This window comes from Pseudomonas sp. IPO3778 (assembly GCF_013386825.1).
Classification (GTDB): Bacteria; Pseudomonadota; Gammaproteobacteria; order Pseudomonadales; family Pseudomonadaceae; genus Aquipseudomonas.
The window spans coordinates 1-25,375 of record NZ_JACARC010000025.1; the positions used below are offsets into that span (position 1 = coordinate 1).

23 protein-coding genes, 1 tRNA gene and 1 pseudogene are annotated in these 25,375 nt (G+C 61.4%); 14 read left to right on the forward strand and 11 right to left on the reverse strand.

Annotated features, from left to right (window positions below; all coding sequences use genetic code 11):
* Nucleotides 1-218 precede the first annotated feature (218 nt).
* Genes purU through HX855_RS11010 form a run of 6 tightly spaced genes read left to right on the forward strand, consistent with a single transcriptional unit; the run spans nucleotide 219 to nucleotide 6,985 of the window.
* A complete protein-coding gene (gene purU, locus HX855_RS10985; RefSeq protein ID WP_177089392.1) occupies nucleotides 219-1,085 on the forward strand; it encodes a formyltetrahydrofolate deformylase in 867 nt (288 codons plus the stop codon).
* Entirely contained in the window at nucleotides 1,082-1,987 is a 906-nt protein-coding gene (folD, locus tag HX855_RS10990; RefSeq protein WP_177089393.1) for a bifunctional methylenetetrahydrofolate dehydrogenase/methenyltetrahydrofolate cyclohydrolase FolD, read from the forward strand. The genes purU and folD overlap by 4 nt, the downstream gene beginning before the upstream one ends.
* Nucleotides 1,969-3,210, forward strand: coding sequence for an FAD-dependent oxidoreductase (locus HX855_RS10995; protein WP_177089394.1), 1,242 nt, complete (start codon nucleotides 1,969-1,971; stop codon nucleotides 3,208-3,210). Before folD ends, HX855_RS10995 begins: the two co-directional genes overlap by 19 nt.
* 14 nt (nucleotides 3,211-3,224) lie before the next feature.
* On the forward strand, nucleotides 3,225-3,524 hold the full coding sequence (locus HX855_RS11000) for a sarcosine oxidase subunit delta (RefSeq protein WP_177089395.1): 300 nt from the start codon (nucleotides 3,225-3,227) through the stop codon (nucleotides 3,522-3,524).
* Entirely contained in the window at nucleotides 3,521-6,418 is a 2,898-nt protein-coding gene (locus HX855_RS11005) for a 2Fe-2S iron-sulfur cluster-binding protein (RefSeq protein WP_177089396.1), read from the forward strand. Before HX855_RS11000 ends, HX855_RS11005 begins: the two co-directional genes overlap by 4 nt.
* Before the next feature lie 3 nt (nucleotides 6,419-6,421).
* Entirely contained in the window at nucleotides 6,422-6,985 is a 564-nt protein-coding gene (locus tag HX855_RS11010; RefSeq protein ID WP_177089397.1) for a sarcosine oxidase subunit gamma, read from the forward strand.
* Between the two features lie 151 nt (nucleotides 6,986-7,136).
* On the opposite strand, the gene HX855_RS11015 is transcribed toward HX855_RS11010, so the two are convergent.
* Nucleotides 7,137-8,543 carry a cytosine permease gene (locus HX855_RS11015; protein WP_177089398.1) on the reverse strand — a complete coding sequence of 469 codons (1,407 nt, stop codon included), beginning with the start codon at nucleotides 8,541-8,543 and terminating at the stop codon, nucleotides 7,137-7,139.
* Between the two features lie 322 nt (nucleotides 8,544-8,865).
* Here HX855_RS11015 and HX855_RS11020 point away from each other — a divergent pair, with 322 nt between their 5' ends.
* Entirely contained in the window at nucleotides 8,866-9,351 is a 486-nt protein-coding gene (locus HX855_RS11020; protein ID WP_177089399.1) for a flavin reductase family protein, read from the forward strand.
* A 147-nt stretch (nucleotides 9,352-9,498) separates the two neighbouring features.
* Here HX855_RS11020 and HX855_RS33860 read toward each other — a convergent pair whose 3' ends face one another.
* Together HX855_RS33860 and HX855_RS33865 are read right to left on the reverse strand one after the other, a co-directional pair.
* Nucleotides 9,499-10,284: a methyl-accepting chemotaxis protein gene (locus tag HX855_RS33860; RefSeq protein ID WP_375140078.1), complete on the reverse strand. Its 786-nt coding sequence runs from the start codon at nucleotides 10,282-10,284 to the stop codon at nucleotides 9,499-9,501.
* Between the two features lie 120 nt (nucleotides 10,285-10,404).
* Nucleotides 10,405-11,445, reverse strand: a pseudogene (locus HX855_RS33865) (cache domain-containing protein); the annotation flags it as partial.
* Nucleotides 11,446-11,632: 187 nt separating this feature from the next.
* Between HX855_RS33865 and HX855_RS11030 the strand changes: the two are divergent.
* From HX855_RS11030 to HX855_RS11045, 4 genes are all read left to right on the forward strand, one after another.
* On the forward strand, nucleotides 11,633-12,676 hold the full coding sequence (locus HX855_RS11030) for an LLM class flavin-dependent oxidoreductase (protein ID WP_177089401.1): 1,044 nt from the start codon (nucleotides 11,633-11,635) through the stop codon (nucleotides 12,674-12,676).
* A gap of 323 nt (nucleotides 12,677-12,999) precedes the next feature.
* Nucleotides 13,000-13,680 (forward strand): response regulator transcription factor, encoded by a 681-nt coding sequence (locus HX855_RS11035; RefSeq protein ID WP_177089402.1) that lies wholly within the window; start codon nucleotides 13,000-13,002, stop codon nucleotides 13,678-13,680.
* Nucleotides 13,658-15,073 carry a HAMP domain-containing sensor histidine kinase gene (locus HX855_RS11040; RefSeq protein WP_177089403.1) on the forward strand — a complete coding sequence of 472 codons (1,416 nt, stop codon included), beginning with the start codon at nucleotides 13,658-13,660 and terminating at the stop codon, nucleotides 15,071-15,073. Before HX855_RS11035 ends, HX855_RS11040 begins: the two co-directional genes overlap by 23 nt.
* 86 nt (nucleotides 15,074-15,159) lie before the next feature.
* Nucleotides 15,160-16,368, forward strand: coding sequence for a D-alanyl-D-alanine carboxypeptidase family protein (locus HX855_RS11045; protein ID WP_309139820.1), 1,209 nt, complete (start codon nucleotides 15,160-15,162; stop codon nucleotides 16,366-16,368).
* 49 nt (nucleotides 16,369-16,417) lie between these two features.
* Here the strand turns inward: HX855_RS11045 and HX855_RS11050 are convergent, their stop codons facing one another.
* Nucleotides 16,418-17,545, reverse strand: coding sequence for an alpha/beta hydrolase (locus tag HX855_RS11050; RefSeq protein WP_177089404.1), 1,128 nt, complete (start codon nucleotides 17,543-17,545; stop codon nucleotides 16,418-16,420).
* A 151-nt stretch (nucleotides 17,546-17,696) separates the two neighbouring features.
* Between HX855_RS11050 and HX855_RS11055 the strand changes: the two genes are divergently transcribed.
* Together HX855_RS11055 and HX855_RS11060 are read left to right on the forward strand one after the other, a co-directional pair.
* Nucleotides 17,697-18,548 carry an EcsC family protein gene (locus tag HX855_RS11055; RefSeq protein ID WP_177089405.1) on the forward strand — a complete coding sequence of 284 codons (852 nt, stop codon included), beginning with the start codon at nucleotides 17,697-17,699 and terminating at the stop codon, nucleotides 18,546-18,548.
* Nucleotides 18,549-18,694: 146 nt separating this feature from the next.
* Nucleotides 18,695-19,486 (forward strand): phytanoyl-CoA dioxygenase family protein, encoded by a 792-nt coding sequence (locus tag HX855_RS11060; RefSeq protein ID WP_177089406.1) that lies wholly within the window; start codon nucleotides 18,695-18,697, stop codon nucleotides 19,484-19,486.
* An 84-nt stretch (nucleotides 19,487-19,570) separates the two neighbouring features.
* On the opposite strand, the gene HX855_RS11065 is transcribed toward HX855_RS11060, so the two are convergent.
* The 5 genes from HX855_RS11065 to HX855_RS11085 all read right to left on the reverse strand — a co-directional run bounded on the left by HX855_RS11065 (nucleotide 19,571) and on the right by HX855_RS11085 (nucleotide 23,301).
* A tRNA-Gly gene (locus tag HX855_RS11065) sits at nucleotides 19,571-19,646 on the reverse strand.
* Between the two features lie 63 nt (nucleotides 19,647-19,709).
* Nucleotides 19,710-20,270, reverse strand: a complete 561-nt coding sequence (gene pgsA / locus HX855_RS11070) for a CDP-diacylglycerol--glycerol-3-phosphate 3-phosphatidyltransferase (RefSeq protein WP_003208929.1) — start codon at nucleotides 20,268-20,270, stop codon at nucleotides 19,710-19,712.
* Nucleotides 20,271-20,302: 32 nt separating this feature from the next.
* Complete coding sequence (gene uvrC, locus HX855_RS11075; protein ID WP_218175982.1) at nucleotides 20,303-22,141, reverse strand: excinuclease ABC subunit UvrC; 1,839 nt, start codon at nucleotides 22,139-22,141, stop codon at nucleotides 20,303-20,305.
* A 1-nt stretch (nucleotide 22,142) separates the two neighbouring features.
* A complete protein-coding gene (uvrY, locus tag HX855_RS11080) occupies nucleotides 22,143-22,784 on the reverse strand; it encodes a UvrY/SirA/GacA family response regulator transcription factor (protein WP_008436066.1) in 642 nt (213 codons plus the stop codon).
* A 151-nt stretch (nucleotides 22,785-22,935) separates the two neighbouring features.
* Entirely contained in the window at nucleotides 22,936-23,301 is a 366-nt protein-coding gene (locus HX855_RS11085; protein WP_177089407.1) for a helix-turn-helix domain-containing protein, read from the reverse strand.
* Between the two features lie 81 nt (nucleotides 23,302-23,382).
* On the opposite strand from HX855_RS11085, the gene HX855_RS11090 reads away from it, so the two are divergent.
* Nucleotides 23,383-23,622, forward strand: a complete 240-nt coding sequence (locus tag HX855_RS11090) for a DNA-binding protein (RefSeq protein ID WP_177089408.1) — start codon at nucleotides 23,383-23,385, stop codon at nucleotides 23,620-23,622.
* A 64-nt stretch (nucleotides 23,623-23,686) separates the two neighbouring features.
* On the opposite strand, the gene HX855_RS11095 is transcribed toward HX855_RS11090, so the two are convergent.
* Nucleotides 23,687-24,121, reverse strand: a complete 435-nt coding sequence (locus HX855_RS11095; RefSeq protein WP_177089409.1) for a GNAT family N-acetyltransferase — start codon at nucleotides 24,119-24,121, stop codon at nucleotides 23,687-23,689.
* A 13-nt stretch (nucleotides 24,122-24,134) separates the two neighbouring features.
* The gene (locus HX855_RS11100; RefSeq protein ID WP_177089410.1) at nucleotides 24,135-24,887 is read right to left on the reverse strand and encodes a carbon-nitrogen hydrolase family protein; all 753 of its coding nucleotides are present in this window, start codon (nucleotides 24,885-24,887) and stop codon (nucleotides 24,135-24,137) included.
* Between the last annotated feature and the right edge of the window lie 488 nt (nucleotides 24,888-25,375).

Here is a 25,375-nt window from a genome sequence, read left to right on the forward strand (position 1 = left end):
TAAATAACGGATATGCCCCCACCCCCCGGGCCCACAAAACTTTCCCCCCAGTTAAAAAACTTTCCCAAACCCCTAGACTCCCCGCCCCCATTCCCCTATAAAGCCACTTCAGGAATATTTTATTCCCCACAAGAAAACGCGCTCATGGAATGAGCCAGCTGTCCTCAGACATTTTTTCGCTATGCGATGAGCTGCCGCCATCATCCCGAGGACGTGTCATGCAACACGAAAAAAACCATTTCATCATCAAGGTCACCTGCCCGGCGGTGTCCGGCATCGTCGCAGCCGTGACCACCTACCTGGCGGACAACGCTTGCTACATCGGGGAGATGGCGCAGTTCGACGACGACTTCAGCGGCCGCTTCTTCATGCGCGCCGTGTTCCGCTTCAATGACGGCCACCCCGGCGACCTCGAGCAAATCAAGGCCGGTTTCGCCGACATCGCCCAAGCCTTCGACATGCAGTGGGAACTGCACGACACCCGCGAACCCATGCGCGTGATGCTGATGGTCAGCAAGTTCGACCACTGCCTCACCGACCTGCTCTACCGCTACCACAAGGGCGAGATGGACATGACCATCACCGCCATCGTCTCCAACCACCTCGACCTGCGCCCCATGGCCGAACGCGAGGGCATTCGCTTTATCTACCTGCCGGTGGCCAAGGACAACAAGGCCGCCCAGGAAGCCGAACTGATGAAGATCGTCGACGACACCCGCACCGAGCTGGTGGTGTTGGCGCGCTACATGCAGATCCTCTCCGATGACCTGTGCCAGCAACTGTCGGGGCGAGCGATCAATATTCATCACTCGTTCCTGCCCGGGTTCAAAGGCGCGAAGCCTTACCACCAGGCCTATCAGCGCGGTGTGAAGCTGATCGGGGCCACGGCGCACTACGTCACCAGTGACTTGGATGAGGGCCCGATCATCGAGCAGGAAGTACAGCGCGTCGACCACGTGTACAAGCCCGACGACCTGGTCGCCATCGGCCGTGACACCGAAACCGTAGCCCTGTCCAAGGCGGTCAAGTACCACCTGGAACACCGGGTCTTTCTCAATCAGGACAGAACGGTGGTGTTCCGGTGAGCGCCCATAAACTGATCGATGGTAAAGCCGCCGCCGCACAGGTGCTGCTGCAGGTCCGCGAGGACGTGACGCGCCTGCGCGAGCACGCCATTGAACCGGCATTGGCGGTGATCCTGGTGGGCGGCGACCCGGCCAGCCAGGTCTATGTGCGCAACAAGATCCTGCGGGCCGAAGAGGTGGGTATTCGCTCCCTGGAACATCGCCTGCCCAGCGACACCAGCACCGAGCAGTTGCTGATCCTGATCGGCCAGCTGAATGCCAACCCGGCGATTAACGGGATCCTCCTGCAATTGCCGCTGCCGCCGCAGATGGATGAATTACGGGCCCTGGAAGCCATCGCGCCGGAGAAGGACGTGGACGGTTTCCACAGCCAGAACGTCGGCGGCCTGAGCCAGGGCCGCCCGGTGTTGACGCCCTGCACCCCCAGCGGTTGCCTGTATCTGCTGGAGCAGACCCTGGGCGATTTGCGGGGCAAGCATGCGGTGGTCATCGGCCGCTCGAACATTGTCGGTAAACCCATGGCCGCCCTGCTGCTCAAGGCGGACTGTTCGGTAACGGTGTTGCATTCCCGCAGCCAGAACGCCCAAGCCTTGTGCCGGCAGGCCGATATCGTGATTGCCGCCGTGGGGCGCCCGCGTTTGATTGATGCCAGTTGGCTCAAGCCCGGCGCGGTGGTGATCGACGTCGGGATCAACCGCATCGACGATGACGGTCGCAGCCGCCTGGTGGGTGACGTCGACTTCGAAGGGGCCCTGCCCCATGTCGCCGCAATCACCCCGGTGCCCGGCGGTGTGGGCCCGATGACCATCGCCTTCCTGATGAAAAACACCGTGACCGCAGCCCTTGCGCAACACCAAGCCTTACGCAGCCAATCGGAGGCCGTATGCCATTCAATCTATTGAAATACGGGCTGAGCTCGGAATACCCGGTGGAGGTGGACTTGCCACCGCCCAAGGACCTCAAGGCCAGTTATGACGTGGTGATCATCGGGGCCGGCGGCCATGGCCTCGCCACCGCTTACTACCTGGCCAAATACCACGGCATCACCAACATTGCCGTGCTGGAAAAGTCATACCTGGGGGGCGGCAATACGGCGCGCAATACGGCGGTGATTCGCTCCAATTACCTGACCAGCGAGGGCGTACGGTTTTACGCGGAGTCGGTGAAGATGTTCCAGTCGCTGTCCAACGAATTCGACTTCAACATCATGTATTCCGAACGCGGTCAGCTGACCCTGGCGCATACCGACGCCACCGTGCGTTCGTTCCGCCAGCGCGCCGAGGTCAACAAGCACTTTGGCGGGCGGACCGAGATGATCGACCGCCAACAGATTCGCGAACTGGTGCCCAGCCTCAACCTCGACCCCGGCCACTTGCCGGTGATCGCCGGGCTCTGGCACATCGACGGCGCCACCGCGCGCCATGACGCAGTGGCCTGGGGTTACGCCAAGCAGGCGGCCAAGCGTGGCGTGGAGATCCACCAGCTCACCGAAGTGCAGGACCTGATCATCGAAAACGGTGCGATCACGGCGGTCAAGACCAATCGCGGCACGATCAAATGCGGCTGCGCGGTGCAGGCGATTGCCGGGCACAGTTCGTTGCTGATGGCCAAGGCCGGCATCCGCTCGCCGATCCAGACCTTTCCGTTACAGGCCATGGTGACCCAGCCGTTCAAACCGTTTCTCGACCCGCTGGTGAGTTCCTCGGCCCTGCACTGCTACGTGCAGCAAACCAGCCGGGGCGAAGTGGTGTTCGGCGGCGGTTCCGACCCCTACCCGCTGTTCAACACGCGCTCGACCCTGGATCTGAAGGAAAGCCTGCTGGCCCACGCCATCGAGATGTTCCCGTTCCTGGCCAACGCCAAGCTGATGCGCCAGTGGGCCGGGATCACCGATATGACGCCCGACTACAGCCCGATCATGGGCCTGTCGCCGGTGAAAAATTACTACCTCGACGCGGGCTGGGGCACCTGGGGGTTCAAGGCCACGCCGATTTGCGGCAAGACCATGGCCGAACTCGTGGCCAGCGGCGGCCAGGTGCCGGAGCTGATCAAACCCTTTGGCCTGGAGCGTTTCTCGACCTTCCAGCAAGTCAACGAAATGGGCGCCACGGCGGCCAGTCACTAAGCGCAGAGCGGACTATGAAAATCATGATTTGCCCGCTCAACGGGCCGCGCAATATCAGCGAGTTCACCTACGGCGGCGAGTTCAAGCCGATGCCCGACCCGGTGAACTGCAGCGACGCCGAATGGGCCGACTACGTGTTCAACACCGACAACCTCGCCGGTGTGGTGCGTGAATGGTGGATGCACACGCCATCGAGCTACTGGTTCCTCGCCGAGCGTCACACCGTCACCGATGAGATCCAGCGCACCTTCGACCCCAAAGAACTGTTCAGTACCCGCGTCGACTTCAACGCCGCCAAGGAGATCGCCGGATGAATCGCCTACCCGCCCCCATGGGCTTGCTGATCCAGCGCGATCAGTTGCTCGACTTCAGTTTCGACGGCCAGCGCTACCAGGGCTTGCAGGGCGACAGCATCGCCAGCGCGCTGTTGGCCAACGGGCGTTTCCTGATCTCCCGTTCGTTCAAATACCACCGCCCGCGCGGCCCGCTGACCATGGCCGGCCAGGACGCCAACAGCCTGGTGCAATTACCCCAGGAGCCGAACGTGTTGGCCGACGCCCACCCGTTGTCCGGCGGTTTGCAGGTGAGCGCGCAGAACGTCAATGGCTCCCTGGACAACGACCGGGATGCCTACTTGGGCAAGTTTTCCAAATTCATGCCGGTGGGGTTCTACTACCGTTCGTTCTATAAGCCCAAGGGCATGTGGAAGGTCTGGGAACCGATCATTCGCAAAAAGGCCGGCCTGGGTGTGCTCGACCTGACATTCCAGCCCGAGTACTACGACAAGGCCTACCTGTTTACCGACCTGGCGGTGATCGGCGCCGGCCCCGCCGGTCTGCAGGCGGCCCTCACCGCCGCGAATGCCGGGGCCAAGGTGTTGCTGATCGAGCAGCAGCCGATCCTGGGCGGCTCACTGACCTACGCCCGCTTCGATATCGAAGGCACGCGCGCCGAAACCCTGCGCCGGGAACTGCTCGGTGCGGTGCAGCAACACGAGAATATCCAGGTGCTGACCGAGGCCACCTGCAACGCCTGGTTCACCGACAACTACCTGCCCGTGATCCAGGGCAAGCGCATGTACAAGGTGCGCGCGCGCCAATGCCTGGTGTGCAGCGGCTCGTTCGATCAGCCGGTGATCTTCCGCAATAACGACCTGCCGGGCGTGATGCTGACCAGCGCCGCGCAACGCCTGATGAAACTCTACGCGGTGAAGCCCGGCAAACGCGCCGTGGTACTGACCGGCAACGATGACGGTTACCTCGCCGCCCTTGACCTGCACGACCAGGGTGTGGAAGTGGCCGCGGTGATCGACCTGCGCCACGCCCCCGCTGACAAAGCGCTGCCAGGCGCACTGGCCCAGCGCAAGATCCGCTGCCTGACCAACAGCACCGTGTTCGAGGCCCTGCATGAAAAAGGCATGCGCCATGTGAAGGGCGTCGACGTGCGCCAGATCACCGGCCAGGGCCAGGTCAGCGACAGCGGGCAACGGTTCGACTGCGACCTGTTGTGCATGTCTGCCGGCTACATGCCGGTCTATCAACTGCTGTGCCAGGCCGGCGGCAAGCTGGCTTATGAAGACACACGGGCAGAGTTCAGCCTCAGCGGTTTGCCGCAAAACCTGAATGTGGCGGGCTCCGTCCACGGCCGGCATCAGTTGGACAACGTGCTGGTGGACGCCACCAACGCCGCCACCCACAGTGTGCTCGCCCTCGGCTTGAGTGCGGCCGGCCCGCAGCTGCCGTTGCGCAGCGAAGCCCAGGTGAATTTCAGCTGGCCGATCTTCCCGCACCCCAAGGGCAAGGATTTCGTCGACTTCGACGAGGACTTGCAAGTGGCCGATATCGTCAACGCGACCCGCATCGGCTACCGCGATGTGCAACTGGTCAAGCGCTACTCCACCGTGGGCATGGGCCCGTCCCAGGGGCGTCACTCGGCCCTGCCGACGGCGCGCCTGGTGGCCTGGGCCACCCAGCGCAATATCAGTGAAACCGGGGTGACCACCGCGCGGCCGCCGTTTGTGGCAGAGAAGCTGGCGCATGTCGCCGGCCGTGCTTTCGACCCCTACCGCCAAACCCCGATGCATGCCCGGCATGTGCAGGCCGGGGCGAAGATGATGCCCGCCGGTATCTGGCAACGCCCGGCGTATTACGGCAAACCCCAGGACCGCGAGGCGTGCATGCAGGCCGAAGCCCTGCACGTGCGCAACAAGGTCGGGCTGATTGATGTGTCGACCCTGGGCGGCCTGGATGTGCGCGGCCCGGATGCCGCCGAACTGCTCAACCGGATGTACACCTTTGCGTTTCTCAAGCAGCCGGTGGGCCGTTCCCGCTATGCGCTGATGACCAACGAGCATGGGGTGGTGATCGACGACGGCGTGTGCGCACGTCTGGCCGACAACCACTTCTACGTCACCGCCACCACCAGCGGCGTCGACCGGATCTACCAGCAGATGCTCAAGTGGAATGCACAGTGGCGCCTGGACGTGGACGTGGCCAACGTCACCGCCGCGATCTGTGCCGTCAACGTGGCCGGGCCGGATTCGCGCAAGGTGCTGGAACAGGTCTGCACCGACCTCGACCTGAGCGCCGAAGGGTTTCCGTATCTGGGCGTACGCCAAGGCACCGTTGCCGGGATCAGGGCGCGGCTGCTGCGGGTTGGTTTTGTCGGTGAGCTGGGCTATGAAATCCACGTGCCGGCCCGCCATGGCCTGGCGCTCTGGGATGCATTGATGGCAGCGGGCAAGGCCCATGACATTCGCCCCTTCGGCGTCGAAACCCAGCGCCTGCTGCGCCTGGAAAAAGGCCACGTGATCATCAGCCAGGACACCGACGGCATGACCCACCCGGCCGAAATCGACATGGGCTGGGCGGTCAGCCGCAACAAGCCGTTCTTCGTCGGCCGGCGCTCGGTGGACATCCTCGAAGCCCAGCCGCTGAAACGCAAACTGGTGGGCTTCACCCTGCCCAAGGGCAGCGTGCAACCGCTGGAAGGCCACTTGGTGCTCAACGGCCCGGACATCAGCGGCAACGTCACCTCCTGCGAATACTCCAGCAGCCTGGGCAAAATAGTCGGCCTGGCCTACGCCGGTATCGACCAGAGCGCGCCGGGGCAACGGCTTCCGATTCGGGTCGAGGGCGGCATTGTCGTCCAGGCCGAGGTCGTGCCATTGCCCTTTTTCGACCCCACCAACCAACGCCAGGAGGGTTAAGCCATGACCAGTCTGAAAGCACACACGATAATCACGCCGGCGTGCCGCCTGGTGGACCAGACCGATTTGCCACGGGTTGGCTTTCGCGGCAACCAGAGCGCCGAATACCTCAACGCCCGCGGTTTCACCCTGCCGGACGCCCCCAACCGCGCCACCGCCCAGGCGGACGGCAGTTGGGTGGCACGCCTGTCCCAGACCGAGTACCTGTTACTCGGCAGCCCACAGGACCAGGGCCAGCGCATCGCCGATGAAGAGGCACGCTGGGAGCTGGACCACCGCGCCAACTACCTGCTGCCGCGTCAGGACAGCCATGCCTGTGTGCTGCTCAGCGGTGATGGGATTGCCCGGGTGATGGCCAAGCTGTGCGGCGTCGACCTCAGCGCTTCAGCCTTCAAGCCGGGGGCGGTGGCACAGACGTCGGTGGCGCGGGTCAACGCGATCGTCATCCACTCGGGCAGCATGGATGCACCGGCGTTTCATATCCTGTGGGATCGCGCCTCGAAGGACTACTTCGAAGGCGCGCTGTGGGATGCAGTGGCGGAGTTCGGCGCAGGTGATGCGCTCTGAGCCTGAAACAGGCCTGAAGGTAATCCCGATCAAAAAGGTGGGAGCGGGCTTGCTCGCGAATACGGTGGGTCAGCCACTGATGTGCTGACTGAAAGACGGCATTCGCGAGCAAGCCCGCGCCCACATTGGGACTGTGCTGCACCCGCCAGGGTCAGTCGGTGTAACCCAACCGCGCGGCCCGGCTCCCCTGGGTACGTTGACGGGTCGCCAGGCAGTAATACAACGGGCACGTCACCACCAACCCCACCAGCCACGACAGGTCGGCGCCTTCCACCAGGTTGGCGTACGGCCCCACATACAGCGACGTGTTGGCAAACGGCAGTTGCACGATGATGCCGATGAAATACGCCACGATTGCATGCAGGTTAAAGCGCCCGTAAATCCCGCCGTCCGCCTGGAAGATCGAGGCAATGTCGTAGGCGCCGCGCTTGATGAGGTAGAAGTCGATCAGGTTGATCGATGCCCACGGCACCAGCACCACCAGCAGCGCCAGGATCAGACCGATGAACTGCGAGATGAAGTCCGCCGAGGCGCCCAATGCCACCAAGCAGCAACCGCCGAGTACCACGCCGGACAGCACCACGCGCACCTTGATGCTGGGTGTCCACTGGCTGGCAAAGGTCTGGATCGAGGTGATGATCGACAGCACCGCGCCGTACAGATTCAGGGCGTTGTGGCTGATGATATTGAGCAGGAACAGCACCATCAGGATCGGCCCGAACGCGCCGGTGGCCTGCTTGACCGCGACCATGGCTTCGGTGCCTTCAGGCGTTGCCAGGGCGGCAACCAGGCCAAAGGAAAACGACAAAATGGTGCCCAGGGTCGCCCCCAGGTAGGTGGCGATAAAAGGTCGGGTGATGCCGATATCCGCCGGCAGGTAGCGCGAATAATCGCTGGTGTAGGGCGAGAAGCTGATCTGCCAGATGACCCCCAGCGACACCGTCGCCAGCCAGCCGGCCAGGTTGAAACCGCCACGGGTGAGGAAGTCGGCCGGCAGGTCATGGGCAAATATGTAGAGGAAGCCGGCCAGCAATGCGCTGCCCATCACCCAGGTGCCGATGCGGTTCAGGGTATGAATAAAACGGTAGCCGATCACGCCAATGGCCGTGGCGCTGAGCGCACCGATGAGGATGCTGGCCGGCACCGGTACCGACGGCACGATGCCAACGATGGATTTGCCGGCCAGCACGATGTTGGAAATGAAAAACCCGATGTAGATCAGTGCCGCGAAGAACACGATCAGCAGTGCGCCGTAACGCCCGAACTGGCCCCGGCTCTGCACCATCTGCGGGATGCCCATGCGCGGGCCCTGGGCCGAGGCCAGGGCAATCACGATGCCCCCGAGCAGGTGCCCGAGGGCGATCGCCAGCAGCCCCCACACCAGGTTGAGGTGGAACACCTGGGCCACCATGGCGCCGGTGACGATGGGCAGCGGTGCGATGTTGGTGCTGAACCATAAGGTGAACAGGTCGCGGGCCTTTCCATGGCGCTCTGCGAGGGGAACGTAATCGACCGTGTGGTTCTCGATCAGGGGATCTTGCCGGGACATCTGGGGCATGGAAATGAACTCGCGTTTGTCTGATCTTATAGTTGTTTGACGCCAAACCGGGGGCGCTCGCCGGCGGCCCCTCAGATGAACACCATATTATGGTATTCCAACATTTTCACAAGACTGATCCGTAGTCTCAAGCTGCATCTGATCCGTAAGTGTGCCACATGGCCCATCACCTTTTCTCGCCTTAACCCCCGTATTTATTGGTTATAAGACCAAAGGCTGACGTTGGTCGGCGGCTTGAAAAAGCCCTTGATTAGATTGTATTACGGTATACCATCAGACGCACAAACTTATAAAATTCGCCTTACCGCCAGAGGACCGTCCCATGATCGATGCCGCCATCTACAAACAAGTGATGGGTTCGTTTCCATCCGGGGTCACCGTGATCACCACCCTCGATGACGACGGGCAAATCGTCGGGCTCACCGCCAGTGCCTTCAGCTCGTTGTCCATGGACCCGGCCCTGGTGCTGTTCTGCCCCAACTACAGCTCCGACTCCTACCCCGTGCTGATCAAGAACAAACGCTTTGCCATTCATGTGTTGTCCGGTGGGCAGCAAAGCGAAGCCTATGCGTTCGCGCGCAAGGGCAAAGACAAGGCGCAGGGCATCGAGTGGACCTTGAGCGAGCGCGGCAACCCGATCCTGGCCAATGCCACGGCGGTGATTGAGTGCGAGTTGTGGCGGGAATATGAAGGCGGTGACCACGCGATCATGGTCGGCTCGGTGAAGAACCTGATCGTGCCCCAGCAGAACGCCGGGCCACTGGTGTATTGCCATGGGAAAATGGGCGCGTTGCCCATGCCGGCCTAAGCAACACCTGAATCCAATGTGGGCAATGTGGGAGCGGGCTTGCCCCCGATAGCGGTGGGTCAGCTACAGATAAGTTGGCTGATCCACTGTAATCGGGGGCAAGCCCCCTCCCACATTTGGATTGCTGTGTGTCAGTTGCATCTGTTGTCAGGTGCGGAAGCGGCTGACCAACTGGTTCAACGTCTGCGACAACGCTGTCAATTGCTGCGCATCCTGGCGCGTGGAATCAGCCAGGCTCGCCACCAACTGCGCATCCCCGTGAATCTGGCTGATATGCCGATTGATGTCTTCCGCCACCTGGTGCTGCTCTTCGGCGGCCGTGGCGATTTGCGTATTCATGTCGCGGATCACGTCCACCGACTCGCGAATCAACCCGAAGCTGGCCCGTGCATCGTTGATCGACACCACCGTTTCCTGGGACACCTCCAGGCTGGCGTGCATCTGCTTGCCCATCTGATGGGTGCGCCGCGCCAGGTTGCCCAGCAGCCCGTCGATCTCGCCGGTGGAGTCGGAGGTGCGCTTGGCCAGGGCCCGTACTTCGTCCGCCACCACGGCAAAACCACGGCCCTGCTCACCGGCCCGTGCGGCTTCGATGGCGGCGTTCAGCGCCAGCAGGTTGGTCTGCTCGGCGATGGAGCGGATGGTGCCGAGGATCGACTGGATGTCGTTGCTGTCTTTTTCCAGCTGCTCCATGGACTCGGCGCAGTGACCGACTTCTTCGCTCAGGCGCCCCACGCTGCTCACCGCCGCGTCGATCTGCTGTTGCCCGGTGTGCGCCTGGCGCTGGCCGTTGTCGGCCGAGTCGGCCGCCTGGCTGCAGGAGCGCGCGACTTCGTTGGAGGTGGCGACCATTTCATGAAACGCGGTGGACACCATGTCCACCGCCTCCCGTTGGCGCGAGGCGACCTCGGCCATTTCCACCGAGACTTCCATGGCGCTCCCCGATCTGCTGTGGATCTGCCCGGCGGCCTGGCCGATGCGCTGGATCAGGGTGCGGATCGCTTCAAGGAACTGGTTGAACCAGCCGGCCAGTTGGGCCGTCTCGTCGCGCCCTTTTACCGGCAGGCGCGCGGTCAGGTCGCCTTCACCCTGGGCAATACCTTCCAGCCCGCTGGCCACGCCACGAATCGGCTTGACGATCAGCCCGGCAAACCAGGCACCCACCCCGGCAAACACCAGCGCACACACCAGCGCGATCGCGGCGATCAACCAGGTGAGGCGCGCGGCACCGGCCATCACTTCACTTTCCCGTACCACCCCGATAAACCGCCAGCCCAAGGCCTTGGACGGCCAGACAAACGCCATGTAGCGCTCGCCCGCCAATTCGACCTGCACCAGGCCCTGGCCGGCCTCGCTCAACTGGCGGTAACCGTCACCCAACTCGCTGAGTTTTTTGAAGTTGTGGGACGGGTTATTCGGGTCCACCAGCACTGTATTGTTGGCCTCCATCAACATCAGGTAGCCGCTGTCACCCAGCTTGATCTGTTTGACCAGGTCGGTCAGTTGCTTGAGGGACACGTCGATGTTCACCACCCCGCTCGCCTGGCCCTGGCGGTCGTTGAAGCTTTGCACCGTACTCACCAGCACCACGTCGTCCGCGGCCCAGTAATAGGCTTCGGTGCGCAGGGTCTTGCCCGGCTGGGCCATGGCCGTCTTGTACCAGGGCCGGGTGCGTGGGTCGTAGTTCGCCAGCTTGGGGTCGCCGGGCCAGAACACATAGCCGCCGTCTTCAGTGCCCAATGACAGGTAGGTGTACGCCGCGTGACTCTTGGCCAGGCCCTCGAACAGCTTGAAGAGCTGCTGGTCGCGCTCGCCGGGGGCAACCTGGGCGGCATCGCTGGCCAGGTAGTGTTTCACGTCACCATTGATGCTCTGCAACTGCGGGTGCGCGGCCAGGTACGCGACGTTCTGGCTGATGCCTTCAAAGAACAGCTGCATGGCGTTGTCGACCTGGCGAATTTCACGTTCGCTGCCATCGATAAAGCCGTCCCGTGCCTCATGGCGCACGTTGAGGATGATCATCACGGCCACCAGAATAACCGGCAGGCTGGCGATCACCGCAAACGCCAGGATCAATTTTTGTTTTATGTTCATCTAGCTCGCCTTCCTTGTGAGGTGAGTGTGCGACCGTTGGAGAGAAAAGTTTTGCGGATATTCCGTATTATGGTATACCAACAATCAATCCGCCGAATAGCCGTCATCACTGGCAAGCTGCACATTGGCGAGAGCACTTAAGGGCCGCAGTCGACAGGCCGATCACAATAGATCCGAGGTAAGCGTCATGAAATTTTCCCTGTTCGTGCACATGGAACGCTGGGACGAAAGCGTCAGCCATCGCCAGTTGTTCGAAGACTTGACCGAACTGACCCTGATGGCCGAAGCCGGTGGTTTCAGCACCGTCTGGATTGGCGAACACCACGCCATGGAATACACCATCTCCCCCAGCCCGATGCCGCTGCTGGCTTACCTCGCCGCCAAGACCACCACCATTCACCTGGGCGCCGGCACAATCATCGCGCCGTTCTGGCACCCGTTGCGGGTGGCGGGCGAATGCGCGTTGCTCGACGTGATCAGTAACGGGCGCATGGAAGTCGGCCTGGCCCGAGGTGCCTACCAGGTGGAGTTCGACCGCATGGCCGGTGGCATGCCCGCCTCAAGCGGGGGCCAAGCCCTGCGCGAGATGGTGCCGGTGGTGCGTGCCCTGTGGAACGGCGACTACGCCCACGACGGCGATATCTGGAAATTCCCCACCTCCACCAGCGTGCCCAAGCCGATCCAGCAGCCCAACCCGCCGATGTGGATTGCCGCCCGCGACCCCGACTCCCACAACTTCGCGGTGGCCAACGGCTGCAACGTGATGGTCACCCCGTTGATGAAGGGCGACGAAGAAGTCCTCGACCTGAAGAACAAATTCCAGGCCGCGCTGGACAACAACCCGGACGTGCCGCGCCCGCAACTGATGGTGCTGCGTCACACCCACGTGCACGCTGTGGACGACCCTGACGGCTGGAAAGTCGGGGCCAAGGCCATCGCCCGGTTTTACCGCACCTTCGACGCCTGGTTCGGCAACAAGAGCGTGCCGGTCAACGGCTTCCTCGACCCGAGCCCGGAAGAGAAATTTGCCGGGCGCCCGGAGTTTGAACTGGAGAGCCTGCACAAGACTGCGATGATTGGCACGCCAGAAGAAATCATCCCGCGCATCCGCTACTACCAGGAACTGGGCGTGGACGAATTCAGCTTCTGGTGTGACAACAGCTTGCCCCACGCCGAGAAGAAAAAGTCCCTTGAGCTGTTTATCCAGCATGTGGTGCCGGCGTTTCGTTGAGGGTCACTCCTGAACCGCACACGACGCCGGCATTTGCCGGCGTTTTTTTTGCCCCTCAAGTCTTGGTGATCCCACCCGTATGGGCGTAGACCAGGGCGAATGTCAGCAAGAAGAAAGCCAGGTAAGTCGTCACGCTATTCCCTCATCTCAATCAGCACGTTCGGCCGTTATCAGGAATATATCCGTGCTGGCAGGGTGAGAAGGTTAAGGTGGGTTAAGAAATAGTTAGTGTTCGGGTGCACCCTGGATCAATAGGGTGCGCTTGCAGGGTGTGTCGGCATCACGTCGGGAGCGCTGAAAAACAGGTTCAAAGGGAGGACATCATGAGGCGTGCGTTGGTCATAGAGGACGACCCAGTGACGGCTGAAATCATCAGCGCTGAACTCCAGCGCCACGGTTTCAGCTCAACGTGGGCGGCCACCGGGCGAGAGGGGCTGGCCTCGGCAATTGCGGGCGGCTATGACGCCATCACGCTGGACCGTATGCTGCCTGACTTTGACGGGCTGACCATTGTCAGTACCTTGCGCGGTCTTGGGATTCAGACGCCGGTACTGATGATCAGTGCACTGTCGGACGTGGATGAACGCGTCCTGGGGCTGCGTGCGGGTGGAGATGATTACCTGACCAAGCCATTTTCGGCGGTCGAGATGGTCGCGCGCGTGGACGCATTGCTTCGGCGTACCGCCACAGACCCGAGCAACCCGCACCTCAGCTGCGGCAATCTGCGACTGGACCTGGTGGAGCACAAACTGACGCGAAACGACGAACACATCCAGCTGCTGCCCACCGAGTTCAAACTGCTCAACTACCTGATGCGCAGTGCCGGCCAACTGGTCACTCGCACCATGTTGTTCGAAGGCGTGTGGGGTTATCACTTCGACCCTGGAACCAACATCATTGATGTCCACATCGGTCGACTGCGCAAAAAGCTCGAAAGCGACGACAGCTCACCCGTTATCCATACCATACGCGGTGCCGGCTATGTCCTCGCTGCCAAAAAATGAGGAGTGGCGCTCGTCCGGGAGTCGATTGATCGGGTTTTACGCGGTGTTTTTCGTGGCCTGGGGCGCACTCTTCACCGGGGTGCTGTACTGGGAAATCTCCCACTACCTGGGGACGGTTGCCGAGCGCACGTTGCTGCAGCGCGCCCACTATTATCAAAATATCGATGACACGAAATTGCTCGCCGAGCTGGCGGCCAGTGAGGCGTATTCGACACCCGGGATCGACGCCTATGGCCTGTTTGCACCCGATGGAACACACGTCGCCGGCGACCTGCTGAAACTGCGCGCCACCCTGCCCGACGATGGCCAGGTTCATTACCTTGAGCGCGGCCTGAGCATTGCCCTGCCCAGCAAAGAAACCAGAAGCAGCTATGCGTTGCTGTCACGACGACCGGACGGGCATATCCTGATTCTGGCGCGTGACGGCGGGTCGATTTCCGCCGTGGGTGGCATCATCGAGCAAGCCCTGATGTGGGGGCTGTCACTTACCCTTATCCCCGGATTGATCGGCTGGTGGTTATTGCGACGCAGGCCATTGCGCCGTGTCAAACGCCTGCAGCGGTGTACCGAAAGTATCGTTTCGGGGAACCTGGCTGAGCGTTTGCCGTTGTCTGCGCGCCGCGATGAACTGGATATGCTGGCCAACGCCGTCAATACGATGCTCGATCACATTGAGCAATTGATGTATGAGGTGAAAAGCGTCTGCGACGGCATTGCCCATGACTTGCGCACCCCATTGACTCGGCTGCGCGCACGGCTCTATCAGCTCCAGCAACTGCCGCTGGCCCGTGAGCATGAGCAGACCTTGAATCAGGCGTTTGAGGAGAGCGAGTCGATCATGGTGCGCTTTCAAGGGTTGCTTCGTGTCGCTGAGCTTGAGGACATCCGTCGCCGCTCTGCCTTTGCGCCCTTCCCGATCATGGCGTTGTTGAAACAGGCCCATGAATTCTACGAGCCGATGGCGCTGGACCGCGCTCAAACCCTGTCGCTCGACATTACCCAGGATGCTCCCAGGTTGTATGGCGACGCGTCGTTGCTGTTCGAAGCACTGGTCAACCTGCTGGATAACGCCATCAAATTTACCCCTGAGGGCGGCCATATCGAACTGCGGGGGAGTATCAAGGCTTCAACGGTCATGATTGAAGTCATCGACAACGGTGCCGGCATCCCGGAAGCCGACCGTACCCATGTCATACGGCGGCTGTATCGCGGTGAGGGCAGCCGGATAAACCCCGGCCACGGCCTGGGCTTATCCTTAGTCGCCGCCATCGTGAAACTGCACGGTTACACACTGGACATCCGCCCTGGCGCCTCGGACAGCGGCACACGCGTTTTGATCAGTTGCCCGATGTTCGACGGTCAAGCCACGGATGGATCTGCACCTGAAGGTTAAATTTAACTTAACGCTGGTTAATTTGAGCGACCGGGTACCGAGGCCTAGTTTGGCAGCACTTATCGCTGACCCAAGGCCTTTTGCTTGTGAGCTATCTGCTGTTCCTGCGTGTGTTGACCGTGCTGTGTGTAACGCCCTCTCTGCTTTGGGTAAACGATGCCCTGGCTGGCAGCCCGACCCTGGGGGCAATGATCCCCGCGGCACCGAAACTGGGGGCCGAAGCCTGGATACTCATCAACGCAACAACAGACACCGTGATTACCAGCCACAACAGTGATGCGCGCCTGGCACCGGCCAGCCTGACCAAATTAATGACCGCGTACATCGCGACCCGGTCGCTCAAGTCCGGCCTGATAAACGCCACTGACAAAGTCATCGTGAGCGAAAACGCCTGGCGCACCGTTGGCTCACGCATGTTCCTCAAGCCCGGCAGCTCGGCTTCAGTGCATGACTTGCTGAGCGGCGTGATCATCGACTCAGGAAATGACGCCAGCGTTGCATTGGCCGAACATATTGCCGGCAGTGAAGGTGTGTTCGTCGGGATGATGAACTCCACCGCATCAACACTGGGCATGATCAACACTCATTTTATGAACGCCACCGGGCTGCCGGACCCGGAGCACTATTCCTCCGCGCGAGACATGGCCACCCTGGCTCGGGAAGTCATCAACGAAGGGTCCAGCTACTACCCGCTCTACGCCACGAAGACCTTCACCTGGAACGGCATTAAGCAATCCAACCGCAACGCGCTGTTGTGGCGCAACTCCATCTACGACGGATTGAAGACCGGGTACACCCAGGCCGCAGGCTATTGCCTGGTGGCCTCCGCACAACGTGATGGGCAACGCCTGATCAGCGCGGTATTGGGCGCCAGCAGCGCCCATAAACGTACGACAGAAACAGAAAAGCTGATGGGGTACGGCTTTCGTTTCTACGACACCGAGACCTACAAGAAAGGCGGCGAAGTACTCTCACAGGCCGCACTCTGGAAAGGCAAACAACGCTCCATCGCCGTCGGATTGCTCGACGACATGACCCTTACATTGCCCAAGAATAAAAACCGGGAAGTCGAGATGCGCCTCGCGTTTGATGGTCCGATCGAGGCGCCGATCACCGCCGGCACGGTCATCGGCAGGCTGGATCTGTTCGACGCCGAACATAAACTGGGGAGCCGGCCGTTGGTCGTCCTTGTGGACGCAGAGCAAGGCCATTGGTGGACCCGCTGGTGGGATACCGTGCATTTGTTTTTTACCCAAACCATTCGCGGCTGGTTCGATAAGACCGAGGTCGCGTGAGGGGTGAAGCAACGCTCCCTCACCCGCCCTCGGCGGGTCACTATCCGCACTACTTCAACCGCCCCGCCTCCCCCAGCCACGCTGGCGCGCCGTTGCGCAGCCATTCAGTGGCCGCAGGGTTGTGTTTGATGCGGCTGTCCAGGAACGCCACGCCAATGGCCTGAATCGCCGCCACTTGCTTGGGATCCGGCGCCGGTTCGCCCGCCACCGGGCCACCGCCGCCGGGTTTGGCCCCGTGCTTGTGCCCCCGACCTTTGGGCGCATCGCCGGACGCCTCACCGCCCTTGTCGGCCTTTTTCGCCGGCCGGCTGAACAGCTCGCTGCCGGACAAGGTCTTGTGGGTCGCACTGTTCAAGTCCAACCGGACACTGCCGGCCACCGTCACCGAGTCACCCACGACTTCCCGCTGCCGATAAGAGCTGACCCAGTTGAACGGGTCTTCATCCTGCTGGCCGGTCATCGACAGCACGGGCGCCGAGATCCGTGTGAACACGTCGGGCCGGGTATCGGGGTCCACATAGGGGCTGAGCAGCAACACTGCCTTGGGCTGAATCCCTACGCCCGACGTCGCGCCAGGCTCCAGTGCCCCGGCGAGTGCCTCAGCGGTCTGCGCCCCAAAATCAAAGCCGGCCACCACCACCTGGTTCCAGTCGATGGCAGCCAGTTGTGCGTCGCCTTTGGCGGCCCGTGCCTGCACCTCGGTCAGGACGTTCTGCACGGTGGACAGCCTGTCACGCAAGGCGGCGGCGGAGTAATGACTGCTGGCCATCCCTCTGAAGTCGCCATACAAGGCCTGTTGCGAGGCAAAAATCGACTGATCGTGGGCGTGCTCCTGCACAGACAGCACGGCATAACCGGCCTGGGCCCAGGCCTTGCGCCACGCCACGCCGCCCGAGGCCGGCTCGCCCAAGCCCGGGAAGTAAATGATCAGCGGCAAGCGCTCATGCGTCACCGGCGCCAGCCACGCAACCTCCACCGATTGCGGGCCGAGCTGCCAGGTGGAGGCCCAGCCGGCCGTTTCGGAGTGGGCCGGTTGATAGGCCGTGGCCAGCTCTTTGTTGACCCGTTCGCTGAATTCGGCACGCGGGTTGGGCGGATCGCCCGCGCACCCCGCGATCAATCCCAGGCTGCCCACCAGGGCGCCCACCGCCAGCCAGTACCGAGGTTGAAGGTTCATTCGATTCACACCGTCGTTCAGTTCAAGATGAGTGGCAGCCTACCCGACCCGCTGGCGCACGACGCACGGGCGCAGGTAAAGAATGGGTAAAGCGTGACGGCACGATGGGCCGCCGCGCGGGTCTTTGTTGTATGAACGCCGGAAAAACTTCATGGAGACGCCTGTGAGCATCAGAGACAACCCCGAGGACTACCAGGATCTCAAGCGGGCCGTGGGCTTGCTGGAGTCGCCGTCCCTGACGGCCCGGCTGTCCGGCATGATCGGCTCCCCCATCGAAAGTGCGGTAAAGGCCTTGCCCGGTGTGGTGTCAAAAAGGATCAATGGCGCCGTGGCGGCCGCGCTGCACGCCTCTGCCGACGCAGCGCTGAGGAGCCTTGGCAACAGCCCGAAAAAGCCCGCCTCCACCCGATTGCACAAGGCGTATGCCGCGGCCTCGGGCGCTATCGGCGGCGCGTTCGGGTTTGCCGCGCTGTTTGTCGAATTGCCGATCTCCACCACCATCATGATGCGCTCGGTGGCCGACGTGGCCCGCAGCGAAGGGTTTGACCTGGCAGACTTTGCAACCAAGCAGGCGTGCATCGAGGTGTTTGCCATGGGCGGCAACAGCCAGGCCGACGATGCAACGGAAACCGGCTACTACATGACCCGCAGCTTCACCACCCAGGCCATGCAACAACTGTCCAAGGAACTGGCGGGAATCGCCGCCAAACAGGGTTCCAAGGCCATCGGCAGCCTGTCGCCGGGGCAAGCCGGGAAATGGCTGGCGCTACTGATCGACAAAGTCGCCAGCCGTTTTGGCGTGACCATTTCCAGCAAGTTCGCCGCCCAGGCCGTTCCCGTGATGGGCGCCTTTACCGGTGCGACCATCAATGCACTGTTCACCCACTTCTATCAGGACATGGCGCGGGGGCACTTCATCGTCAAGCGGCTTGAAGAGAAGTATGGGTTTGAGTCGATCAAGCAAGCGTACCTGGCCATCAAGGCCGGGCCTCGGGCGTCTTGAGCGGGCTTCGGTTTTGCCTAAGCACTGCCTCGTGCAAAAGCTGGTTTTGCCGGAGCTGGGGCAATGTGAAGATGGCTTGATCCCGTGCTCCATGGCCCGCCGCCCTGGGGCCACGCCGCAAGCCACTCCTCATAATGGAACAAGCCATGAACCAACAACTGCGTGAAGATTTCGAGCGTGATGGAGCCGTGGTGGTGAGAGGGCTGTTTAAAGACTGGATCGAACCCCTGCGTGAAAGCATGGCGTACAACCTGTCCCATCCGGGGCCGTTCTTCCGAAACTACACCCCTGACCAGACCACCGGCCGCTTCTTTGGCGACTATTGCAACTGGCCCAATAACCCCGGCTACCGCTCATTCATTGAGGACGGGCCAGCCGCTGCCATAGCTCGCGCGCTCATGGGCTCTGAACGGGTGCGCATTTTCCATGAGCACGTACTGATCAAGGAAGCCGGAAACACCAAACCCACGCCCTGGCACCATGACGAACCGTATTACTGCGCAACGGCAGACCAGACCGTCAGCCTCTGGCTGCCCCTGGACCCGGTCGCCCGGGAAAGCTGCGTTGAATTCGTCGCCGGCTCGCACCAATGGGGGAAACTGTTCCGGCCGCGCAAATTCACCGGGGTGGATTACGACCACACAACGCCCAACCTGGAAACCATGCCGGATATCGATGCTAACCGTGACGCCTACCAGATCCTCGGGTGGGACCTGGAGCCAGGTGATGCAATTGCCTTCAACTACCTCACCGTCCATGGTGCTCCGGGCAACAGCTCCAGCCAGTATTCGCGCCGCGTGATCTCCACCCGCTGGCTGGGCGACAACGCCCGCTACGTGGACCGGGGTGGCGAGACTTCACCGCCGTTTACCCACCTTATCGGCACACTGCACACGGGCCAGCCGCTGCCGGAAGAGGAGTTTCCGTTCATCCTGTAAGCGCTACGGCACAGATGACAGGCGGGCTTTCACAAATTCCAGGCAAAAAAAAGCCACTCTATTGAGTGGCTTTTTCTTTGTGTTTGGAGCGGGAAACGAGACTCGAACTCGCGACCCCGACCTTGGCAAGGTCGTGCTCTACCAACTGAGCTATTCCCGCGTCTTGGTGATGCGCATTCTATAGAATCCTCATCACCCGTCAACCCCTTGATTCAAAAAAGTTTTATTTCTTTTCAACCTCGGTGCGCAGATGCGGCCAGGCGGCGCGCAGATATTGCAGCATGGACCACAAGGTCAGGCCCGCAGCGATCAGCAGCAAGGCGTAGCCCAGGAGCACCCAGAAGGAGAAGTCCGACGGGTTGGCCAGCAGGATCACCAGGGCGAGCATCTGCGCCGCGGTTTTCCATTTGCCCATGTTGGACACGGCCACGTGGGCACGGGCGCCGATTTCGGCCATCCATTCCCTCAGGGCCGAGACGACGATCTCGCGACCGATGATCACGGCCGCCGGCAAGGTCAGCCAGAGGTTGCCATGTTCCTGCACCAGCAGCACCAGGGCTACCGCTACCATCAGTTTGTCGGCGACTGGGTCGAGGAACGCGCCAAACGGCGTGCTCTGCTCCAGGCGGCGGGCCAGGTAGCCGTCCAGCCAGTCGGTGGCAGCCGCGAAGGCAAACACTGAACTGGATGCCATGTAGCTCCATTCGTACGGCAGGTAAAACAGCAAAATGAAAATCGGAATGAGCAGGACGCGTAGAACGGTGATCAGATTAGGGATATTCATCGGCACAACTGGCTACGAGGTGAGAAGGCATTCTACTCGCTGTGCAGATTTGCATAAATCAACTCTGCGAGCTTTTTACTGATACCGGGAGCTTTGGCTATTTCTTCGATGCTGGCACGGGACAGCTCCTGCAAGCCACCAAAATGTTTTAACAAGTCCCGCCGCCGTGTCGGCCCGACCCCTGCCACCCCTTCCAGGGTTGAGGTACGCCGGGTTTTGCCACGCCGGGCGCGGTGGCCGGTGATGGCGAAACGGTGGGCTTCGTCGCGGATCTGCTGAATCAGGTGCAGCGCCGGCGAGTCGCCCTTCAAGGTGAACTCATGGGCCGCATCATTCAAGTACAAGGTTTCAAAACCGGCCTTGCGGGTGGCGCCCTTGGCCACGCCGAGCAGGATCAGGTCGGGCACCGCCAGTTCGTTGAGCACGTCGCGGGCCATGGACAGCTGGCCTTTGCCACCGTCCACCAGCAGGATGTCCGGCAGCTTGCCCTCGCCGTCCTTCAGTTTGCTGAAGCGGCGGGTCAGGGCCTGGTGCATGGCGGCGTAGTCATCGCCCGGGGTGACGCCTTCGATGTTGTAACGGCGGTAATCGGACTTGATCGGCCCTTCCGGCCCGAACACCACGCAGGAGGCCACGGTGGCCTCGCCGCTGGAGTGACTGATGTCGTAGCACTCGAGGCGCTGGGGCGGTTCGTCGAGGTTGAGTACTTCGGCCAAGGCGTCAAACCGCGCGGCGACGTGCTGGCGGTTGGCCAAGCGTGCGCCCAGGGCCTGTTCGGCATTGGTCACGGCCAGTTGTTGCCAGCGGGCACGGGTGCCGCGTACGCGGTGGCTGATGTCCAGCTCGCGGCCACGCAGCTCGTGAATCGCCTCGATCAGCGCCGGGAAGTCTTCATGCACCACATTGACGATCAGCTCGCTCGGCAGGTCGCGCTCGGGGCTGCTGACGTAGTACTGGCCCAGGAACGCCGCCATGACTTCGGCGACCTCCTCTTCTATACCGGTCTGGGGGAAGAAGTTCTTGCTGCCCAGCACCCGGCCGCCCCGCACGCTGATCAGGTGCACACAGGCGCCGCCCGGGTTGACGAAGGCGGCGATGACGTCGACGTCGCCGGTGCCGCCTTCCATGCTCTGCTGGTCCTGGACACGGCGCAGCAGGGAAATCTGGTCACGCAGTTCGGCGGCGCGCTCAAAATCCAGGGTGCTGGCCGCTTGCTCCATGGCGCCGGACAACTCATCGGCCAGGGCATTGCTGCGGCCTTCGAGGAACATCACCGAGTGGCGTACGTCTTCGGCGTATTCCGCCGGCTCCACCAGGCCCACGCACGGCGCCTTGCAGCGTTTGATCTGGTACTGCAGGCACGGGCGGTTGCGGTTCTTGTAGAAGCTGTCTTCGCACTGGCGCACGAAAAACGCTTTTTGCAGCAGGCTCAGGCTTTCGCGGATCGCGCCGGCGCTGGGGTAAGGCCCGAAATACTTGCCCTTCTGCTTCTTGGCGCCGCGATGGATGCTCAGGCGCGGGAAGTCACCGTCCGAGAGAAACACGTACGGGTAGGACTTATCGTCACGCAGCAGGATGTTGTAGGGCGGCCGCCACTCCTTGATCAGCGTCTGCTCGAGCAGCAGCGCCTCGGTTTCGTTGGCGGTGATGGTGGTTTCGACCTGGGCGATACGCGCCACCAGCGCCGCCGTCTTCGGCGCCAGGCCCGTCTTGCGGAAGTAACTCGCCAGGCGGCTCTTCAGGTTCTTGGCTTTACCGACGTAGAGCAGGCGCGCTTCGCTGTCGAACATGCGATACACGCCGGGGCGGCCACTGCAGGTTGCAAGAAACGCACTCGGGTCGAACAGGAATTTTATTTCAGGGGCTGTCATTTCAGGCGCTGGCGTCAACCATGCCGTGGCGTACCGCCAGCAGGGTCAGTTCAACATCACTGCTGATGGAAAGCTTTTCGAAAATCCGATAACGGTAGGTGTTCACGGTTTTCGGCGACAGGCACAGCTTGTCGGAGATCGACTGGACTTTTTGACAGCCGACAATCATCAAGGCGATCTGGATTTCCCGCTCCGACAGCGCATCGAACGGCGAGTCGCTGGTGGGCTGGAACGACTTGATCGCCAACTGCTGGGCAATCTGCGGGCTGATGTAGCGTTGGCCGGCAAATACCAGGCGAATGGCCTGGACCATCTCCGCCAGGCCCGCACCTTTTGTCAGGTAGCCGGCAGCGCCCGCTTGTAGCAGCCGTGTAGGAAACGGATCTTCCTCACACACGGTGACTACCACGACTTTGATATCCGGATGGCTGCGCAACAACTTGGTCGTGGCGCCAAGACCGCCGATCCCGGGCATCTTGACGTCCATCAACACCACATCGGGCTTCAACTCCCGGGCCTTGATCAGGGATTCCTCCCCTGATTCGGCCTGGCCGACTACTTGCAGGCCATCGATGTCAGCCAGCATTCGTGTAATGCCTGTACGAACGAGATCATGGTCATCGACTACTAGCACCCTAATCAAGCAGACACCTCGCGATATGGTCTTATAGGTTGCTGAACACCTTAGCAAAAAACCAAGGGGCAGACCTAGCTGCAAGCGTCATATATATAGAGTTTCACTGCACAACGGGCCGTCGTCGAATGGCAGGCGGCTTGATTTCCTGGGTAAAAGGTCAGGATTCCTGGGCAGACGACCTGTTTTTCCCATTACTCAGGGTGGAATGCTCGGCCAGGGTAGAGGTCAATCGATGGATTGCATCCTGGTCTTCCTTGAACATCGCCCGGTAGTTGCCCAGCACTTTCTCTTCGATCTGGCTGAGGTTTTCCAGTTGGGTCGGCGTGGGAGTGCCGGTCAGCACGTACAGGATATCGACACCTCTCTCGGCGACGCGGGACAGGTAATCTGCCTTGGGCGCACGTCCGCCATTTTCATATTTACCTTGTGCGTTCGCCTCTACACCTCCTATTTCACCGAAATTTTTCTGCGACAGACCGAGCCGCTCTCTTTCTTGCCGTAACCGGGAACCGATTCCACTCATTTGGATGTATGATCCTGTTTGGCACACCCCAAGAGGTGACACACTCATCTCGTTTTAAACAAACTTGAACGGTTTTGAACTATGCCCGGTATTCGCACTGCTGCACAAGCCAAAGCCTGGCTGGAACACCAAGGTAAGTCTGTTCAAGCGTTCGCCCGGGAAAACGGCGTGGACCCGGCAACTACTTATCAAGTGCTCGCGGGGCGCAAAAAGGGACGGCGTGGAGAAGCCCACAAGGTGGCAGTCCTGTTGGGCATGAAGGACGGCATCATTCCAGGTGATGATGAAACCGTGAGGCAAGATCAGGAAGTGACCTCTTGAGGTCAGTATGCGCTTATTAAAATCGAGTGCCTGTTTTCCTCAAATGGGTTGTACCCCCGCCTGATCATGGGCGGCAATCTCGCTCCATGCGCCAGAAGCAATCCTCTGCACCTACGATTTCCAGGCCCTTGCGCTGATAGAGCCGTCGCGCCGGGTTGGTCTTGAAAACGGTCAACCGTAAAAGACCCAGCCCCTCGGCGCGCGCCTTGTACACCATCTGCTCGATGACCCAGCCACCAGCCCCTTGATGACGAAACGCCTCAAGGATGTGCAATTCGCGGATATACAGCGCCTTGGGGTCACGACTGAGACTGATAAAGCCCAGCACCTCGTTATCGCGGCAAATCAGCCAGTTCTCCCGACCGGCCCAGGCGGTATCGAACCCGGCGTCGGACCACGACAAGTCGTACTGGCGATAATAGTTGCCCATGGCCTGATGGGTCAGGGTTCGGGCGAAGGCCAGGTGTTGGCTGGTTGCGGCCTGCAATTGAAACGCCATGGGCCTGCACTCCCTAAATAGCCACCTGTTCCCCGTGCCACTGGCCGCCGGTGTCGCGCCGCGCAATCACCAACGTATCGCCCACACCCGGGGCTGCTGCGATCAAGCCGCCATCGGCCCCCCATATGGCACTGCGCCCGGCGCAGGTCCAGCCACCGGTGGGGCCGCCGTGATTGGCCATCAGCACCACCATCCGGTGCTCGGCGGCGTAGCCCTGGAGCAAGGTGGTGTCTGGCGCATAACCGCCTTCGCTGATCAGCACACCGGCGGCGTAGATATTCGCGCCCGCCTCGGCAGCCTGCCGGGGATGGCTGGCGTGGGAGAAATCTGCGCACACCGCCAGGGCGATCCTGTCATCCCCCCATTCGAGGGCCGCCCCGCCCTGCCCCGCAGTAAACGCCGCTTCTTCGCCAGGATGCAGATGCTGTTTGGTATAGACGGCCATCGAGCCGTCCGGCCCCAGCACCAGCGCGCCGATCAACACCTCATTCGCCGCCCCTTGGCGAATCGGCATGCCCACCACGGCGGTGATGCGCAGTTCACGCGCCATCTCCCGCAGTGGCGCCAGCACACCATCGTCCGGCGCAATCGCCAACCCGGCGGCCAGCGACGGCTCATAACCGGTCAGGGACAACTCCGGAAACACCAGCAATTGCACACCGTGCTCCGCCGCACGGCGCATGAACGCCAGGTGACGATTGATATTGCCGGGCACGTCGCCCACAAGGGAAATGGATTGGGCAGCAGCAATCGTCAGGGCAGTCATGGTCGCATCCAGGCAATCATCGTGAAGTCTGTGCAGCATATCGACACTTGGGTCATAGCCGTAAGTACCCAACCTCAATAGAAATTACTGATTGAATCCTCCCGCTCGCCTCAGTTAAGCTCCCCCCATCATTTGGAGACATACCATGTTGCAACTCACCCACACTCAGGTTTGCCCTGCTGCCAGCGCCCAGCGCTCGGTCGTGGCTGCCCGTGTGAGCGGTTTGAGCGCACTGGTCAGCTTTTATTTTGGGTATTGGTTTAGCCACTGGCGCGCCTGATACCTGAAATCGGCGCCCACTACTCAAGGGGTCGCCTACCAGAGAAATCTAACCCCCGGTCGGCTCCCCGACCGGGGGTTTTGTTTTTTCAGCCCTTATTATTTTTGCCACACACCGAACACTTAAAGGACTCACGACATGAACTACGCCACTTATTACCGCTACGACACCTCCACCGCCTGGCGATTTAGCAAGCCCCGTTCGGGAC